Here is a 16,117-nt window from a genome sequence, read left to right on the forward strand (position 1 = left end):
CTACCGAGGTCCCGCGGTTTCTTCCCAGAGAATGACTTCCCGATGGCATGCTTCTCGCCGCCGACAATGGCCTTTGCGGAACCCGCTCCCTTCTGGGGTTGCTCGGGCGCCCGCACTGGTTTCCCCTCTTCCGGTTCAGCAGGCCGGGGCCGCCGGACGGCGTCTGCCCTTTGCTCCGAAAACTGGCTCGTCTGGGCTTCCTCCCGAGTTTGTGCACCGGGGGAGACTACGAGGCCCCTCGCCTTCAGGTCTTCCGTGCGCTCCACTATGCCCAAAGAGCTTGACCCAACTTTAGGGTTGTGCGCCCGTTGCACGCCAACGCCGAGTCGTGAGCGTTGGGCGGAGGCTTGCGGACGTCTCCTTGCGATACCTTCATCCGAAGCTCGGGTAATGCGCTCCGGCGCCCGCTGTTCGTTTGTGGTGCTTGAAGCTTTTTGATGCGGTAGGTTCTCCTGAGCCACGGGTCTCCCAGCAAAGCCGGCTTCAGGCGTTGCAGTGGAAAAGGTCTCGGTAGCCACGTGGGTCTCCTGCGGGCGAACCTTCCTCCCCGAAGGAAGCCGCTCTGGGCGAGGTGAAGCCGCCTGGGGCCGACTCGCGGCGGCCGAGAACGATTGTCGTCCACTCCGTGGCTCCGATCCCCTGGCTAAACCGGACTCCGCCGCTAGGGCATCGGGCGGCCAGCTGGACAAGGCAGTGACAGGGAGCTTTGACTGCTCAGGGGCGCGGGCCTCCGTTTGTCCGGTAGGCCTATCCTCCACCCTGAGACCGATGTTCTTGCCAAGGGCAACTCCTTGCCGCGCTGCGTGTCCACCATCCACAGCATTCGGTGGTAGCGAGCGGAGACCCTGCTCCATTACCGGGCCCGCTGTGCCGCTGTGAAGCCCGCCTTCCTCCTTTGCTATTTCCGCCTCGGCCGGAGCGCTCCAGAGCGCATGTGCCGGCTGGTGCGGCTCTACGGCCTCCTCGGCCTGTCTCTTGTGCGATCCCTCCCCGGCTACAGCCTTCCTGGCTGGATTGGCAAAAGAAACTTCCGACTCTGCGGAGCGAGGACCACCCTTCTCCCCCATCGCCGGAGCGGAGTAAAGACCGCGGCCTTCGCCACCAGCTTGCGGCAGCACTGTCCTCGTCCCCTCGTTCCTCTTTTTTCCCGCGGTCTCAGAGGCGTTGACCCCCGCTGGCTCATTCCGGCTTTCTTGCGATGCCCCCGCATCCTTTGCGAAAGCTAGTCTAGTAACCGTCTGGGTTTGTTGTTCCCCGGTGAAATCTACCGTCTTGCCCTGCCCGCGTTGCAGCTCTTGTTCCCGCCGAAGGGGCCGGGGATATCCATGCGGACGCGGTGCTGGAGGAGCTGGCGCGAACGGGTCATGCGATGTCTGGCGCGCGTGCCGAGAACCCGCAGCTTCACTCCCTTCAGTGGGAAGGGCGCCGTTCTCACCCCCATCGTGCGGCTGCGTGCGTTGAGATTGGCGCACCGAAGCGAGCGCAGCCATCTCCGAGCGGCCTGACGAGCTCTCTGGTCCAGCCAGTCTGGCATACCCTTGGCGAACCATGGCGGACCCGATACCCTGAGTCTTGACCGCCTTTGATACCCCCATTCCGACAAGAGGTGAGGCCTTCTTCGGTGTGCCGCGCAGAGCAGGCTCACCAGGCCGCCCGGCGCTCCTCGGCACGGCCCTTCTCTGCCCGGCGTCTGCCGGACCATCCTGATCGGTGGGGATACCCTGAGTTGTCACCTCGTTGGGCTCATGCGCAGGCGATGCATCCCCTGCAGCCAGCCGCTGAGCCCCTCCGGCCGTGGAACTAATTCCAGTCGGCTGGGCGGTGATCACCGCGCGGGCCGCCGCTTTCTCCCCTGCCCCGGCAGGCAGAGTATCCCCTCTTGCCTGGGTGACGGAAGCGTGCGGCACCATGTGCGTGCCCATTCCCGAAGATGCTGCCGCTCGGGGCGCGTCGTCTGTGCGCAGTGCGCTTGCCAGAATAGAAACGGGAACCACGAGGCTCCGTAGGTCCGCTTTTCTTGTCCATGCCGTGGGGAACGTCGGCCCTGACACCCCTGCCTTTAGAGTGGCAGAAGGCGCAATAGGCAAGTCCGGGCCTGCCGAACAATCTTGCCCCCTGAGGGCGGCGGGTGCTACAACGACTCTCTGGAGCGAGCCCTGCAGACTCGACCGTGTCTCGCAGGTGTGGTCCATGCTCACAGCTGGCCCCTTCGCGATATCGGCCTCGCCCCAAGAATCGCCCGGCGTTAGTACTTCGGTGGCCGAAGAGCACCCCCTGCCCCTCCGTTCCGCCCCCGTCTGTGAAGTAGTCCCCGTTTGGGGCTTTGCCGCTGCAACGAGGTGGTCCCCCTTTTCCCTGGGCGACAATCCGTGCTGAGGCCCGGACGGAGTCGGCGAAGTAGAGTCCACTCCCGCGGTGCGAGAGTCCACCTGGTGGAGATTATGGGGTCTGGAGCCTCCTGCTCCTTCCTTTAAAGGAGGATCTTCCGCTGTGCCCTCTGATCTGGCCGACCCACCCCGAACGCGCAGCTGCCTCTCTGGTTCAGGCGAACTCACAGGAGGGAGGCTTGAACGCTGCATGGAAGCCTCCACTCCCACGCTGGCTCGAACGCGCCTCTTCTCTCCTGCGCCAGGCTGCTTCTCTGCGTCGAGCAAGGGATGATTCATACCCGCGAGAAAAACGCGCTCCTCCGGCGAAACGGCTAGCGCAAAGCCCTGTCTTGCAATGGAGGCTGCGTCGAATGCAAGATGCCACCCAACCGCAGGCCTGTTTAGCCTCATCGGCCCCGACAAGGCCGCAGGGTGCGACAGATTCGTTACCATGGCGTCGCGCGAGCCTTGCGCCAGTATTTGGAGCTCCCGACTCGCAAAGCCGTCCACCGTCATCGCCTTGCGCCCGGGGACTGAACCCTTGACCGCCGAAGTGAGGCCGGAGAGTTCTCCCTTGCGCGCGCGAGCAGGCTCGTGTACCCGGCGGAACTCACCAGAAGACACGTCTTCCCTTGCCGTTTCCGCGCGGTCAGGGGTAACGCCCACGGTGTTGCGTGCGCCAGGTACGCGCGCCGGGACCCGAGCACCCACAGAATCGCTGGCCACTTCCACAGCCGTGCCCCAACTCGTCGCCCCAGACGCCCAAGGACTCGCTGACAGCGGTCCCACAGGCCACTCAAGCTGCGCGGAATGTGAGTCCAATGTGGGAAGGAGCATGGCGCGCTCATCCAGCCTCACAAAGCAGGTGCCTCCCTTCAGCATGAGCCAACCGGAGACCGTGCCTGCTGGCAGCCATCTGTGCGCTCCTGGCGGGGCGCCCGCCTGTCTGGCGTCGCCCCTCTCCGCGTGCTGTGGAGCAAGCGCTTGCGTCAGGGTCTGGACGAACGCCACCTTCGAGGGTTTCTCACCCCCGTGTGGTCCTGTATCCCTCGGTGTGGCGCCCTGTTTAGGGCCTATGTGGGAAATGCGTGCCGTGGCTCGCCTCCGTACTAGCGCCCTATCATGCGGCTGATTTCGGCAGCTTTTTGACTGTCCATGGCCGAGAGGATCTTTGCTGCCTGGCGCTCGCGCAGGAGCACAAGAATCTGTGCAACGGTCTCGGTCTCTAACTGCGACAGCACAGCTGCGGCCTGCTGCGCCGGCATGGCGTCGTAAATCTTGGCCAATTCGCGGGCACCCATGCCGGTCCTCGTAGGCTGTTTAACCGTCACCTTGGTTGCAGGAGCTGGTGGAGCCACCTGGGCTGCCAGCTTCCGCAAAAGCACATTGCTAATGCTGTCGATCTCCGCTTGCCTGGTCAGCCGTTCCTTTTCCAACGAGTCGATCTTCACCTGCTGCAGGTAGTTCTTCTCTTCAAGCCTGGCTATGCGTGCCTCGTACATCTCGACGACGCGGATAAAATCGTCGCTCATTTTCAACTGAGGCTTCTGCTCCCCCGTGGCCGTGTCGGGTGTCGCCTCAAGGCGTTTGGGGATTGGAGTGTCGCGGTACACGATCCCAATGCTGTCCATGCTGACAGGACCGACCGCAGTCAGGCTGTCCACTTCAGCCATGGTAGCTATCCGTGACTCCAAACGGGGCTTCACAAACTTGAAGTAAGAGGCCGCTACCAAGGCGGCAAACGACAACGTCGAGACTAATCCTACGACAAGAAGCGACTTGCCCTGCGTCGTCTCTGCCGCCAAGGGCATGTTCACGCTCTCGGGAAGAGATGGTTTTGGATCGTTCATGATACTGACACCTTCCTTGCGCCCAGCCTGGCCGCTGCTTCGTCAAGCATGGTCTGTTCTTCCCGGTTCGTTTCGACGAGATGCCGATCTTTCATTCGCTCCTTCAGCTTCTCCAGCGCCTTCTTCTCCTTGGATGAGGCAAGCAGGGCTTCCCGCTTTTCGGCCACTATGGCAGCCGCCTGCGTCACAACCTTTTCCTGTTGCGCGATGTGGTGCTGTAGCTGCTGGGAATAGGCGTAGTAAAGGCTCATCTCTGACGCCTTGAACACTCTGCCCACGTGACAACCCAGTTCACCCCGAACCTCAGCGCTGTGATCCTGCAGCAGGCGCAGGCGTTCTTGCGCCTCCAGTTCGGCCTGCTTGGCTGCTGCCAACTCTTTTTTGCGCGCATCTTCCTTGTGCCTGCGCGCATCCAACACGCGTTGCAAAGGAAAACGAAAGGCTTTCATTGCTTCTTCCCCCGCACGGTTCTTGTTACCCTACCAGAGCCTTGAGCTCCTGCACGGCTCTCGCAAAATCCACTCTTTCGTCGATGCCCTGGCGAAGAAACGCGTTGACGCGTTCGATCATGCTCCGGGCATAGTCAACTTTTCGATTGCTGCCCGGCACATAGGCGCCGATGTTGATGAGGTCCTCGGCCTCGCGATATACGGAGAGGATTTCGACCACCTTGCGCGCTGCCTCAAGGTGTTCCCGCGAGACCACATCGATCATCACCCTGCTGGTGCTGGCCAAGACGTCGATGGCCGGGTAATGGTTCACGTTGGCCAGGCGCCTCGACAGCACCACGTGTCCATCAAGGATGGCTCGCACCGCGTCGGAGACCGGTTCGTTCAGGTCATCACCTTCCACCAGGACTGTGTAGAGTCCAGTGATGCTGCCGCACTGGGTATTCCCGGCCCGTTCCAACAGCTTCGGCAAGAAGGCAAAGACCGAGGGGGTATAGCCGCGCGTGGTCGGAGGCTCTCCCACCGACAGACCGATTTCCCGCTGTGCCATTGCCACCCGTGTGATGGAATCCATCATGAGCATCACGCGCAGTCCCTGGTCGCGGAAGTATTCGGCGATGGTGGTGGCAACCAGGGCACCCTTGACGCGCAGTAGGGCCGCCTGGTCGCCGGTCACCACTACCACCACCGAGCGTCGCAGCCCCTGCTCCCCCAAGTCGCGCTCCAAGAAGTCCCGCACCTCCCTGCCGCGCTCGCCGATCAGGCCGATCACATTGACATCGGCGTCGGTGTTGCGGGCGATCATCCCGAGGAGCACGCTCTTTCCCACGCCACTGCCGGAGAAGATGCCCATGCGTTGCCCCTCGCCGCAGGTGAGCAGTGCATCGATGGCTCTGATACCAGTGGCAAGAGGTCGTTCCACTCTGCGTCGCGACAGGGGATCAGGCGCGGGCTGGTAGATGGAGCGGCGCTGCCTCACGCGCAGTGGCCCCTTGTTGTCAATTGGACGCCCTAAGCCGTCTATGACCCTGCCCAACAGTTCAGCACCGACCGGCGTGGTGAACTGCTGTCGTTTGCGGACCACCACGCTGCCTGGGCCAATGCCGTTCAGCTCGCCCAGTGCCATGAGGAGCACTTTGTGGCCCCGGATGCCAACCACCTCGGCCTCCTGCGCGCTGTGGCCTGACTGGGAGCGGATGAGGCAGACATCGCCAATGCTCGCATTGGGCCCCTCCGATTCGATCACCACGCCTACCACGTCCGTCACCCTGCCCAAGAACCGCACCGTGGTGGCGCGTCCCACTTTGGCCACACATTCGTCCAGCCGCCGGAGAGTCTCCATGGTTGTACGCTCAGGACTGTCCAATCAATGACTCCTCCAGTTCATGGGAGATCTCTTCCAGTTGCACCTCAAGGCGCGCGTCGATGGTGCCCAGGTCGGTCTCCACGATGCACCCGCCACGCGTTATGTGCGGATCGTCTTTGAATTCCAAGACTTCCAGATCGGCTATCTCCGCGCCAAGCTCTTGTGCCTTGTCGCGAAGGAGGGCGGAATCGTCGGGGTGGAGGCGAATAACTACGCGTGCGCTGTCGTGTACCATGCGAAGCGCCTCTCTCACCATTGCCTCCACATAGTGGCCGTTCTGGTTTAGTTCTCGGCGGAGCAGCCGGCGAACAACCGCTATGACCAGCTTAACCAGCGCTGGCTCGGCCTCGCGGACGAGACGTTGCTGCTCGGCCACAACCTGGCTTACCACGGTCTGGAGCTGCTGATAGAGTTCGTGCACCTGGGCCCAGACCTCCTGGCTTCCCGCCTTCTTACCTTCAGCAAGGCCTTGCGCATACGCTTGCGCCACACGCGTGCGGTCGTCCGTTCCGTTTTGCGGCACCTGTTCCACTGCTACGGGCCTGCCATCGATCCTTGCGTACACGGCTCGAACCGGCACGCCTACTTTTAGCCTATGCTTAGACAATGATCTCCTCTTTCTCGCCGCGACCAGTGATGATGATCTCGCCTTCTTCGTCCAGCTTGCGGATGATGTCCACGATGCCCTTTTGCGCCTTTTCTACCTCACTGAGGCGAACGGGGCCCATGAACTGGATTTCTTCCTCTATCATCGCCTGGGCGCGCTCCGACATGTTCTGGTAGATGCGCCGCTTCACCTCGGGTGTGGTGGACTTGAGGGCGAGCGCCAAGTCATGGGTCTGTACCTCCCGGAGCACCCTCTGGATGGAGCGGTCGTCCAACAGCACAATGTCCTCGAACACAAACATCAGGTTCTTAATCTCTTCAGCAAGGGCTGGATCGCGGGCGCCGATGTCCTTCAAAATGGAGCGCTCCAGGCTCTGACCCAAGAAGTTCAGCATCTCCGCAGCTGCCTTGACCCCGCCAAGTTCGGAGCCGTGGACACTTAACTCCAACCGCGACTTGAGCACCTTCTGCACTTCCCCGATCATTTCAGAGGAGACCCTGTCCATCGTAGCAAAGCGGTAGGCCACCTCGCTGCGGATTTCTTCAGGAAGGCTGCTCATGACAAAGGCAGCCTGCTCGGCGTCAAGTTGCGTCAATACCAGGGCAATGGTCTGCGGGTGCTCCTTCTGGATGAAGTTGACAAGCTGCACCGGATCCAGCTTCTCAAGGATGCGCATGGAACCCTGCAGCTCCATGGAGCGATGCACTTTGCGGATGATCTCAGAAGCTTTGACCTGGCCTACTGTGCTCTGCAACAGGTTGACCGCATAGTCAAGCCCCCCGACGGCCACGTACTCGTCAGCGATGGCCATCTCTTTGAATTCGGCGATCACGCTCTGCACGGTTTCCGAAGGCACGTGCCCGAGATTGGCAATCTCCTTGGTGACCTGCTCCAGCTCCTCCTCTGAAAGCTCCTTCAGCACCTGGCTGGAGGCGTCCATGCCAAGTGCAACCAGAAGGATGGCGGCCTTTTGTCGACCGGAAAGCTTCTCGCTGGGCGCCATTTCACTCCTCGACTAGCCAGTATCTGATCAGGCGTGCAGCGGCGCGAGGATTTTCGCGGGTAAAGTCCACGACTTGCTTTTCCAGCTCGGCTCTCGCCTTTGCGTCTTCGCTGAGCTCTGGGGCTTCACGTCCGGCACCGAGTTCAGCGCGCTTCGCCCCTATGAGCTGCTCGGCAGAAGGCTGCTCAGCAGCGGTCAGCGAGCCCCGGAACCGGCGCAGGCGCGAGCGCAGAAGCGCCAACAACAACAGCAGCAGCACCCCCACCAGTATCTTCTGCCCCAACGACACATAGAAGGCCATGCGCTCCTTGCGCTGCACGGTCTTCAGCCATTCCTCGCCCTCGGTCAACAGGCTCGTGTCGAACTGCAAGTTGGTGATCTCGAATTGGTCCCCACGCTCTTCGCTGAACCCCACCGCGCCCTTGACCATTGCCTCCAGGCGACTCAGCTCTTCTTCGCTGCGCGGAACGTATTCGCGCACTGTGCCGCCATCGGGCCCCTGCGACGTTCGGTAGGCGCCGTTGACCAGCACCGCCACCGAAAGCCGCTCAATATTGCCCACCGACTCCACCACGTGTTCCACCGTCTTGCTGACCTGGTAATTGGTGACCGTGCGCCGCGAGCTCACCAGCGGTTTCCCAGAGGTATCGCCGCTCGTCTCCTCAAGGTTTTCCTGACTTAGCACCGCGGCCAAATCTGGATCGTAGCTTTCCGCCACCTTGTCAGCCTTCTTGAAGTTCAGCTCCGCCGCCACGCGCACGATGGCGTTGCCTGGCCCCAACACGCCATCGAGCATCGTCTGGGCCTTGCTCTGCAGGTAAGCCTCGACCTTCTTCTGCAGCTCCAGTTGGCTCGCGGACAGGCCGACCACGGAATCTCGCTCAGTGTTGTCCGAAAGAATACGCCCTTCGGTGTCCACGATGGTCACATCGCGCTCGTCAAGACCCTCCACGCTGTTGGCCACCAGATTTGCGATGCCTGCTACCTGTTCCTCGCGCAGCCGCGCCCCAGGGCGGAGGCGCAAGAGCACCGAAGCGGTGGGTTTCTGTTGATCTTCTTTGAACAGTCGATCTTTCGGGAATACCAGGTGCACCCGGGCAAACTCCACTTCCGACAAGGCTTGGATCGTGCGCCCCAGTTCTCCCTCCAGCGCCCGTTGGTAGTTCACCGACTGGACAAACTCGGAGACGCCGATGTCCTTCTTGTCAAAGACCTCGTAGCCGATTTTCCCCGAACGCGGAAGGTCCTCAGCCGCCAACTTCATGCGCAATTCGTACACCCGGTTGGCGGGTACCAAAATGGCCCTTCCCCCTTCCTCCAATCGGTATGGCACCCTCGAGCTCCTGAGGAGCTCGACGACTTTTTCCCCGTCCTTGAGGTCCATGTCCGAGTAGAGGGTGACGAATTCTGGCTGTGTTGCCCAGCGCAAGAGGAAGAAAAAGCCACCGACAATGGCTGCGAGCGTGACGACGAACACCACCTTCTGCACTGGGGTGTACTGTGCCGAAACCTCTCGGTACCACGTGGAAAAGGATTTGCCTTTTGTAGCAGCTTCAGCCATGGCTCCTCAACCCTCCACCGGGGCTCACACCTGCATGCGCATCAGCTCGCGGTAGGCTTCCAGCAAGCGGTTGCGGATCTCAATGACCAGCTCCAGGCTCACCCTGCTTTTTTCCACAGCAATCATCACTTCGTGAATATCCTCGATCTGGCCAGACGCCATTTGCCGAACTGCCTCGCCGGCCTTGAGCTGCATCTGATTGGTCTCGTCCAGGTACTTGTTGATAATCTGCCCAAAGCTTGGTACCTCCCCAGACTGCGGCACGCCGATCCTTTCGGATTGTGGCAGGGACCCGCTAGAGAGGTTACTGATCTGTTCAATTCTCATCTATTGCTTCCTTTCTGCAATGCCACGCCGGATCTGCCCGCTGCGCTTCACGTGCGCGCATCGATGTGCTGCCCCAGCTTTGGCGCCGGCTCACCGCCCTGAGCGAGCCGGTATGCCCGCACACCATTGCCGAAAAGACCTGGCGGAAAGAGACGGCCCAACATCTCCTGTTCGGCCATATCCAGAGGGCTTTCCTCTTCCGCATGGGTAGCAGGCGGTACATTGCCCGAGAGGATAACCTTGTCAGAATCCTCCTTTCTGCCCACCTCGGACGTCACACCTGCGCTGCGGTTGTAGGTGTGAAATCGCTCGCCCCCGGCCCGTTGAGGTGCACGAAGCTGGTCATAATTGGAGAAAGAATCCACTACAAGATCGATCCGCATACCCTGCCTCGCCCGATCCTGACAACGCTTTCCTAAATCTCCAACGCCTTCTTTGCCATCGTCTTAGTGGCTTGCACCACGCTCAGGTTTGCCTCATAGGCCCGCGTGGCGGTCATCAACGAGAGCATCTCTTTAACCATGTTCACATTTGGCTTACGCACATAGCCCTCAGCGTCTGCGAGGGGGTGTCCGGGATCATAGACCAACTGCCCCTGGTCGCTGCTCTCCCTTACCTCCTTTGCCTCGACGGCGACGGCCGGGGAGCGATGACCCAGCAGTCGTGCGCGCGCTGCCATGATACGCTCGCCCACCGGCCCCAGGCGCGCCAACTCGCGTTGCACGAGAGTGGAAAACTTTTCTACGCCGGTTTGTCGGAACACCACGTCCCGTCGGCGATAAGGACCGCCCTCGGGCGTCTCCAGGGTCTCGGCGTTGGCGATGTTACTCGCAGCCGCATCCAACTGCTGCCGTTGCGCCGCCAGCCCTGAGGCGGCAACGTTGAGCACCGTAAACAACCGCTCCAATCCCATGCCTCAGACTCCTCACTTGCTACGTGCGGCCACGTATGCTGGCCAAGAGCGCCTTGAAGTTATTGCTAATCAGCTGCGCCGACACCAGGTAGGTAAGTTGCGTCTTGGCCATCTCGACCATTTCTGTCTCAATGTTCACGTCGTTGGCCGCGCCACCTGTACCAGGCACCTCCTCCAGCGGCACTTGCTCGCCCGCAAGCCGCGCCCCGCCAACATCCATGTGGCGCTCGTGAGCCTTAAGCCCCGAGAGAAAGCCTCTGCCGGTTGCCTCCGCAAGCAGTTCCTCGAAGGCCACGTCCTTCCGACGATAGCCAGGGGTGTTGACATTGGCCACGTTCGAGGCGATGGCCCGCTCCCGCGCCGTGGTCAAGTTCAGGATGCGGTGCAGCAGAGGTATCGATGTGCGAGCAAAGATCCCGTCGAGCATTCCGTTCCCTCCAGAGTTTCCTGGCCATGAAGCGCACCCTCACCTTGGCAACAGATGTGCCACCCGAGCCTAGGCCTCCCTAAGGAAAAGAGAGGCTCGATAACTATCAAAATATCAAGTAGTAGGAGGATAACCAAGATGTGTCGCTCGCGGGTATCGGCGGAGTGGAAAGGGACGTGGACGGGTAGTTTTTTCTCCTCCCAGAACTTTTTTGCCTACCTGAGGAGGACTACCCGAAAGGGGGGACAAGAAGACGGAATATCTTGATGTGACCGTGCGCTGAATAGACCCACCATGGCCTCCTCTTAGGGTGGTGATCTTTCAGCAACACGTTCCTGCCACCACGAGCAAGTAGGGGCTCAAGTGGCAGGCTCCCACACGGCTCTACCGGGCTGGGAATCGAATCACAAACTGGCTCCCTCGCCCATTGGAATGCAGTTCGATTTCCCCTTCTAGCTGGTCGACCAAAGTGCTCACAAGCTGCAACCCTAAGGAAGGCGAGTTGCGGAAATCAAGGCCTTTGGGGAAGCCCACGCCGTCGTCAGCCACTTGCAAGGCATAGCGGCCGTTCTCGCGGGCAAACGAGACCCTAATCATCCCGGCTCTGGCCTTCGGGAAGGCGTGCTTCAGCGCGTTGCTCACCAGCTCATTGACGATCAGTCCGCAGGGGATGGCGCTGTCGATGCCAAGACTGGTGCTCTCTGCGGCAAGATCAACGTGCACCTGCCCATTGGTGGCATACGAGCGCATTAGACTGTCAACCAGGCTCCGCAAGTATTCGCCAAAGTCGATTTCAGACAGACTAGCGGAACGGTAGAGTTTTTCGTGGATGAGAGCCATGGATTTGACCCTGTTCTGGCTATCGCGCAGCGCCTGTATGGCCTCTGGGGAGGTGAGACGGTCGCACTGCAAGTTGAGCAGGCTGCACACCACCTGCATGTTGTTCTTCACACGATGATGAATCTCCTTGAGCAGCATTTCCTTTTCTTTGAGCGAGGCGGCCAGCGTCTCCTCTGCCACTTTCCGCGCGGTGATATCATGGGCCACGCCATTCTGTCCCACGACGTGGTCGCCCTCTATCATCGGGTTGGTCATGAAGGAAAACCACCGTTCCTTGCCGTTTCGGTCGAGCGTGCGGAATTCCATGAAAAGCGACTTCTGACGGGTGAGAACTTGCTGTTTATACGCCTCTGCCACACGCCGCCGGTCCTCGGGATGGACAAAACGCAGGTAGCGCTGGCCGAGCACCTCATCTGCGCTAGTGAACCCGAGCGCGCGTACTGCCGCCTCGTTGGCGTAAGTTATTCTGCCGTGAAGATCCACGTTCATCAGGAAGGCCTGGGTCCCCTCCACGATGGCGCGGTACCGTTCCTCTGCCAGTCTGATCTTTTCTTCGGCGCGCTTCCGCGCGATGGCGTTGGCCAGCATTTCCCCCACTACGCGCAACAGCACGATGAATGACTCGGGCCACTCTCGTTGCGCCCGCACGGAATCGAAACCGAGGAAGCCAATCAACTCGCCGCCTGACACCATCGGCACCACGATTACCGACTGGATACCCTGGGCTTGCAGGATTTCCTTTTCCGCCGCTGCCTCCTCAGGGAGATCGGCCACACACGGTACGTAGATGTTCTCCAGAGCGCGGAGATGCTTCATCCACCATGGGACGACGTCCACTGGAATGTTTTGTAGATTCTGCATCTCCGGAGTAACGCCCTCGGCCACCCACTCGTGGGTGTTGCTCATGGTGGAGCCATCCTCCGAAAAACAGAACACGTAGCTGCGGTCCACCTTGGCGAAAGAGCCAATCGATGCCAGGGTGCGGTTGATGCCAGAGTCCACCTCTTCGCCGCGGAGGCGCACAAAGTCGCTCGCTAAGACGGCGATCAACTCTTCGAATGCCAACCGTTCGCTGAGCGCCTGCTCCACCCTTGTGCGCTCGCTTATTTCGCACTGCAGCACTGCGTTGGTAGTCATCAGTTCGGCGGTGCGCTCCTGAACACGCCGCTCGAGCTGCTCATGGGCTTCGCGTAGGCGGCGCTCGGCCTTCTGCCGTTCGGCGATCTCCCCGCTCAGCCGCACGTTTAGCTCTTGCAGCTCTCTGTTCTTTTGGCGGATGGAACGGGTCAACCACCTGTGCCCCAGAACAAGCAAGATCAACAAGCCAAACACGACGAGAGCCTGCAGCCAGATAAGTTGGGTAAAACGCGAGGTCGTCCAACTGGAGAGAAAACCACAGCCTTCGTGGAGCCCCAGGGCACCCGGGTAGATAGTGAGACCGAAACCCTGCGCGTCATGCGCTCTATGGGTAACCACCTGGGCGGTTAGCGCGTTGTGCGCACCAGGGTCTCGCAGAGACAAAGTCTCCGCAGTGTTAGGAGCTCCCCAAAGTGACAGCAACAACATCAGCATTGCAGTTGACCGGACGCGCATGACAACCACTCCTCCCGGCAACGGCACCTCAGCCTACCGAGATCGGGAAAGCTTGAGTGCCGCTCATCGATGCGTTTTTGGCTAGTTCGCCGGCCATCAATGACGTTGGCCCTTGCTCGCCTCATCGGCAAGAAGCCAGGCTATGCCCATTTGGCGAACGGCCTTACGCAGGTAGCTGGTAGCCCCGAGCCCGTAGGCCTGAACCAAATCGCTCTCCGCATCCGAGGCGGTGAGCACCACCACCTTCAGGGCCGCGGTGCGTTGGTCGGCGCGAATGCGTTGCAGGACCTGCAAGCCATCCACTTTCGGCAACCTGAGATCCAGCAGAACAAGGTCCGGCAGCCCAGCCGGTTCCCGCCCCTGGTAGGGGCCAGTGCAGAAGAGATAATCCAATGCCTCTGCCCCGTCCCTGAGGACCGTTACCTCACAGGGTACACCGCTCCGGCGCAAGGCGCGCATGGTCAGCGCCTCGTCGCTCGGATTGTCCTCCACCAACAGTATGTGCTTCTTGTGCATGTGTACAGCCCTCACGTTCCGGAAGGGTGAAGTAGATCGTTGCCCCTCGCTCCACCTGACCTTCCGCCCACACTTTGCCGCCGTGCCTGGTCACGATGCGCTGCACCGTTGCCAAGCCGATCCCGTTCCCTTCGAATTCGCTGAGTGAATGGAGCCGCTGAAAGGGCGTGAAAAGCCGGTCGGCATAAGCCGGGTCAAAGCCAGCCCCATCGTCCCGCACAAAATAGACCGGCTGCCCCTCTGCCTTTTCTGGCAGGTCTTCGCGCTTCATTCCCACTTCTATGGTTGCCTCCGCGTGTCGCGATGTGAACTTCCACGCATTCCCGATCAGGTTCTCCAGCACGACCCGCAAGAAACGGGCATCCCCCCAGGCATACATTGCCTCGGCAATCACAAAACGTACATTGCGTTCAGGGTGTGCGAAACGAAGACCAGCGGCGATTTCCTTTGCCATTGCCGAAAGGTCGACGCGCGCTATTTGCAACTCGCATCGGTAAGTACGGGAAAGCGCCAACAGGTCATTCACCAGCTGAGTCATGCGCCGGGCAGCAGTGCGCAGGTGAAACAGGTACTGGCGACCTTGTTCGTCCAATCGCTCGCCATAATCTTCTTCCAGGGCCTGGGCAAATCCCTCGATGCACTGCAAAGGCGAACGCAAGTCGTGGGAGACTGTGTAGTTGAATGACTCCAGCTCCTTGTTCGCCTCCGCCAGCTCGACTGTGCGGCGGCGGTTCTCCTCAACCAGGTCCTTCTGCTCTAAGGCGTGGCGAATGGTGGTCGCCAAGTCCAACTCATTGCACGGTTTCGTGAAAAATCTATAGACTTCGCCATCGTTTATGGCACGGATGGCCGTACTCAAGGTCGCATTGCCCGTAAGCATCATGCGCACTGTCTCAGGGTAGCGGCGGCGGACCTCAGCCAGCAGCTCGGAGCCGCTCATGCCCGGCATCTGTTCGTCAGAGATTACCGCGTCAACTGGTGTCTCGGCCATGAGGCGCAGGGCCTCAGTCCCTGACGAGGCACAGAGGACCTGGTAGGGCTCCCTGTGTAATGCCCTGCGCAACGCAGCGAGCACGTGTGGCTCATCGTCAACAAACAAGACCTTATGGGGCATCTCGCCTCATCCCACCATTGTGTTAGCTGTCTCTTCTTCCTTAACGCGCGGCACTAATACTCGAATAGGCTCGCGCACGCCAATCCGCCTGGCAAAGTTCTGCAGCCGGTGGAGGAGGGCCATACTCACCTCTTGCCCGTTCTTCGCCAACAGGAGTCCGTTCCGCGTGAACACATCCTCTGCCAGCACCATGGTGGTGTTCAGGTCCCGGACGCGTACGAATGCCTCTTTCATCTCCACCCGCAATGAAGGTAACGAGTAGAGCGTGGCGACCAAATGGGGCTGGAACTCTTCGTCACGCATCGCCAATGCGCCGATCGCCTGCTCCTGGCTGGCACCGGCAAGGAGCCGATTGTCAAAGGCCAGAGCCACTTTAATCATTTGTCCCCCCAACAGCTCCGGATCGGTCTGGCGGAGTTCTTCCACGCTCTTGCGTGGAGGAAACGACTCATTCTGGCGAGCTATCATTGCAGCTACCTTCTCCATGCGCGGCACAGCGCTGAGGAGCTTGTGGCCCACTGTGGTGCGCGAGGCATACATAAGCTCCTCTTCCTCGCTGAGCGGCAGATCCGCATACACCTTTTCCAACAGGTCCTGCGGCAATACAAGACACCCGACCTGCGAAAGGAGGGCCGCCACTTCGTACTGCCACAGGTCGCTCACGCCGATGGTCTGACCCATGTGGCGAACGATCCGCCGGAGCCTGGTACTCTGGCTGAAGGCCAGGGGGTTCACCATTGCCAGCACTTCGGCCAGCACATCCACCACGCCCCGCAGGGTGAGCTCCAGGAGCTCCCGCTCGGCACGCTGCAGGCGGTACTGGCGCAATGCCGCTTCCAGCGCCTTGGCGAAATGCTCAGGCGGGCAGGGTTTGGCAAGGAAGCGAAACACGCTTCCCTCGTTCACCGCCGCCATCGCCATCTGGATGTCAGCGTAGCCAGTCAGCACGATGCGCACCGTGTCTGGACTCAGCTCGCGCACTTTGGTGAGCAGGGCGATCCCATCCATTTCCGGCATGCGCAAGTCCGACACCACCACTGCGTAAGGTTCGCCGTGCTGAATTTTGCTCAAGGCCTCCTTGGCACTGCGCGCGGTGTCTAAGCGAAAGCGCGCGTGAAGGATACGCTGATACCCGGCAAGAATGTTCGGGTCATCATCGATACAAAGAACGCGCTCACTCAT

14 protein-coding genes are annotated in these 16,117 nt (G+C 60.6%); all 14 read right to left on the reverse strand.

The window, feature by feature from the left end:
- Positions 1-3,478 precede the first annotated feature (3,478 nt).
- Positions 3,479-4,219 (reverse strand): hypothetical protein, encoded by a 741-nt coding sequence (locus tag ONB25_07010; GenBank protein MDZ7392623.1) that lies wholly within the window; start codon positions 4,217-4,219, stop codon positions 3,479-3,481.
- The gene (gene fliJ / locus ONB25_07015; protein ID MDZ7392624.1) at positions 4,216-4,668 is read right to left on the reverse strand and encodes a flagellar export protein FliJ; all 453 of its coding nucleotides are present in this window, start codon (positions 4,666-4,668) and stop codon (positions 4,216-4,218) included. The genes ONB25_07010 and fliJ overlap by 4 nt, the downstream gene beginning before the upstream one ends.
- 25 nt (positions 4,669-4,693) lie before the next feature.
- On the reverse strand, positions 4,694-6,010 hold the full coding sequence (fliI, locus tag ONB25_07020) for a flagellar protein export ATPase FliI (GenBank protein MDZ7392625.1): 1,317 nt from the start codon (positions 6,008-6,010) through the stop codon (positions 4,694-4,696).
- A gap of 10 nt (positions 6,011-6,020) precedes the next feature.
- Complete coding sequence (locus tag ONB25_07025) at positions 6,021-6,641, reverse strand: FliH/SctL family protein (protein ID MDZ7392626.1); 621 nt, start codon at positions 6,639-6,641, stop codon at positions 6,021-6,023.
- Entirely contained in the window at positions 6,634-7,644 is a 1,011-nt protein-coding gene (gene fliG, locus ONB25_07030) for a flagellar motor switch protein FliG (GenBank protein MDZ7392627.1), read from the reverse strand. Before fliG ends, ONB25_07025 begins: the two co-directional genes overlap by 8 nt.
- A gap of 1 nt (position 7,645) precedes the next feature.
- Positions 7,646-9,205 (reverse strand): flagellar basal-body MS-ring/collar protein FliF, encoded by a 1,560-nt coding sequence (gene fliF, locus ONB25_07035; GenBank protein ID MDZ7392628.1) that lies wholly within the window; start codon positions 9,203-9,205, stop codon positions 7,646-7,648.
- 24 nt (positions 9,206-9,229) lie between these two features.
- Positions 9,230-9,532 carry a flagellar hook-basal body complex protein FliE gene (gene fliE / locus ONB25_07040; protein MDZ7392629.1) on the reverse strand — a complete coding sequence of 101 codons (303 nt, stop codon included), beginning with the start codon at positions 9,530-9,532 and terminating at the stop codon, positions 9,230-9,232.
- A 47-nt stretch (positions 9,533-9,579) separates the two neighbouring features.
- Positions 9,580-9,915 (reverse strand): hypothetical protein, encoded by a 336-nt coding sequence (locus ONB25_07045; GenBank protein ID MDZ7392630.1) that lies wholly within the window; start codon positions 9,913-9,915, stop codon positions 9,580-9,582.
- Positions 9,916-9,947: 32 nt separating this feature from the next.
- Positions 9,948-10,445 (reverse strand): flagellar basal body rod protein FlgC, encoded by a 498-nt coding sequence (gene flgC / locus ONB25_07050; GenBank protein MDZ7392631.1) that lies wholly within the window; start codon positions 10,443-10,445, stop codon positions 9,948-9,950.
- A 19-nt stretch (positions 10,446-10,464) separates the two neighbouring features.
- A complete protein-coding gene (flgB, locus tag ONB25_07055; GenBank protein ID MDZ7392632.1) occupies positions 10,465-10,872 on the reverse strand; it encodes a flagellar basal body rod protein FlgB in 408 nt (135 codons plus the stop codon).
- A gap of 384 nt (positions 10,873-11,256) precedes the next feature.
- Positions 11,257-13,305 (reverse strand): PAS domain S-box protein, encoded by a 2,049-nt coding sequence (locus ONB25_07060; protein ID MDZ7392633.1) that lies wholly within the window; start codon positions 13,303-13,305, stop codon positions 11,257-11,259.
- A gap of 96 nt (positions 13,306-13,401) precedes the next feature.
- Positions 13,402-13,821: a response regulator gene (locus tag ONB25_07065; protein ID MDZ7392634.1), complete on the reverse strand. Its 420-nt coding sequence runs from the start codon at positions 13,819-13,821 to the stop codon at positions 13,402-13,404.
- Positions 13,730-14,935 carry a response regulator gene (locus ONB25_07070; GenBank protein ID MDZ7392635.1) on the reverse strand — a complete coding sequence of 402 codons (1,206 nt, stop codon included), beginning with the start codon at positions 14,933-14,935 and terminating at the stop codon, positions 13,730-13,732. The genes ONB25_07065 and ONB25_07070 overlap by 92 nt, the downstream gene beginning before the upstream one ends.
- A 6-nt stretch (positions 14,936-14,941) precedes the next feature.
- On the reverse strand, positions 14,942-16,117 hold the full coding sequence (locus ONB25_07075; protein ID MDZ7392636.1) for a response regulator: 1,176 nt from the start codon (positions 16,115-16,117) through the stop codon (positions 14,942-14,944).

The organism is candidate division KSB1 bacterium, from assembly GCA_034506335.1.
GTDB lineage: Bacteria > Zhuqueibacterota > Zhuqueibacteria > JANLFK01 > Oleimicrobiaceae > Oleimicrobium.

Coding starts and splice junctions, on each gene's coding strand:
- flgB (MDZ7392632.1), bottom strand. CDS start 10,872: ATGCTCGACGGGATCTTTGCTCGCACATCGATACCTCTGCTGCACCGC.
- fliE (MDZ7392629.1), bottom strand. CDS start 9,532: ATGAGAATTGAACAGATCAGTAACCTCTCTAGCGGGTCCCTGCCACAA.
- ONB25_07065 (MDZ7392634.1), bottom strand. CDS start 13,821: ATGCACAAGAAGCACATACTGTTGGTGGAGGACAATCCGAGCGACGAG.
- ONB25_07075 (MDZ7392636.1), bottom strand. CDS start 16,117: ATGAGTGAGCGCGTTCTTTGTATCGATGATGACCCGAACATTCTTGCC.
- fliF (MDZ7392628.1), bottom strand. CDS start 9,205: ATGGCTGAAGCTGCTACAAAAGGCAAATCCTTTTCCACGTGGTACCGA.
- fliG (MDZ7392627.1), bottom strand. CDS start 7,644: ATGGCGCCCAGCGAGAAGCTTTCCGGTCGACAAAAGGCCGCCATCCTT.
- flgC (MDZ7392631.1), bottom strand. CDS start 10,445: ATGGGATTGGAGCGGTTGTTTACGGTGCTCAACGTTGCCGCCTCAGGG.
- ONB25_07070 (MDZ7392635.1), bottom strand. CDS start 14,935: ATGCCCCATAAGGTCTTGTTTGTTGACGATGAGCCACACGTGCTCGCT.
- fliI (MDZ7392625.1), bottom strand. CDS start 6,010: ATGGAGACTCTCCGGCGGCTGGACGAATGTGTGGCCAAAGTGGGACGC.
- ONB25_07045 (MDZ7392630.1), bottom strand. CDS start 9,915: ATGCGGATCGATCTTGTAGTGGATTCTTTCTCCAATTATGACCAGCTT.
- fliJ (MDZ7392624.1), bottom strand. CDS start 4,668: ATGAAAGCCTTTCGTTTTCCTTTGCAACGCGTGTTGGATGCGCGCAGG.
- ONB25_07060 (MDZ7392633.1), bottom strand. CDS start 13,305: ATGCGCGTCCGGTCAACTGCAATGCTGATGTTGTTGCTGTCACTTTGG.
- ONB25_07010 (MDZ7392623.1), bottom strand. CDS start 4,219: ATGAACGATCCAAAACCATCTCTTCCCGAGAGCGTGAACATGCCCTTG.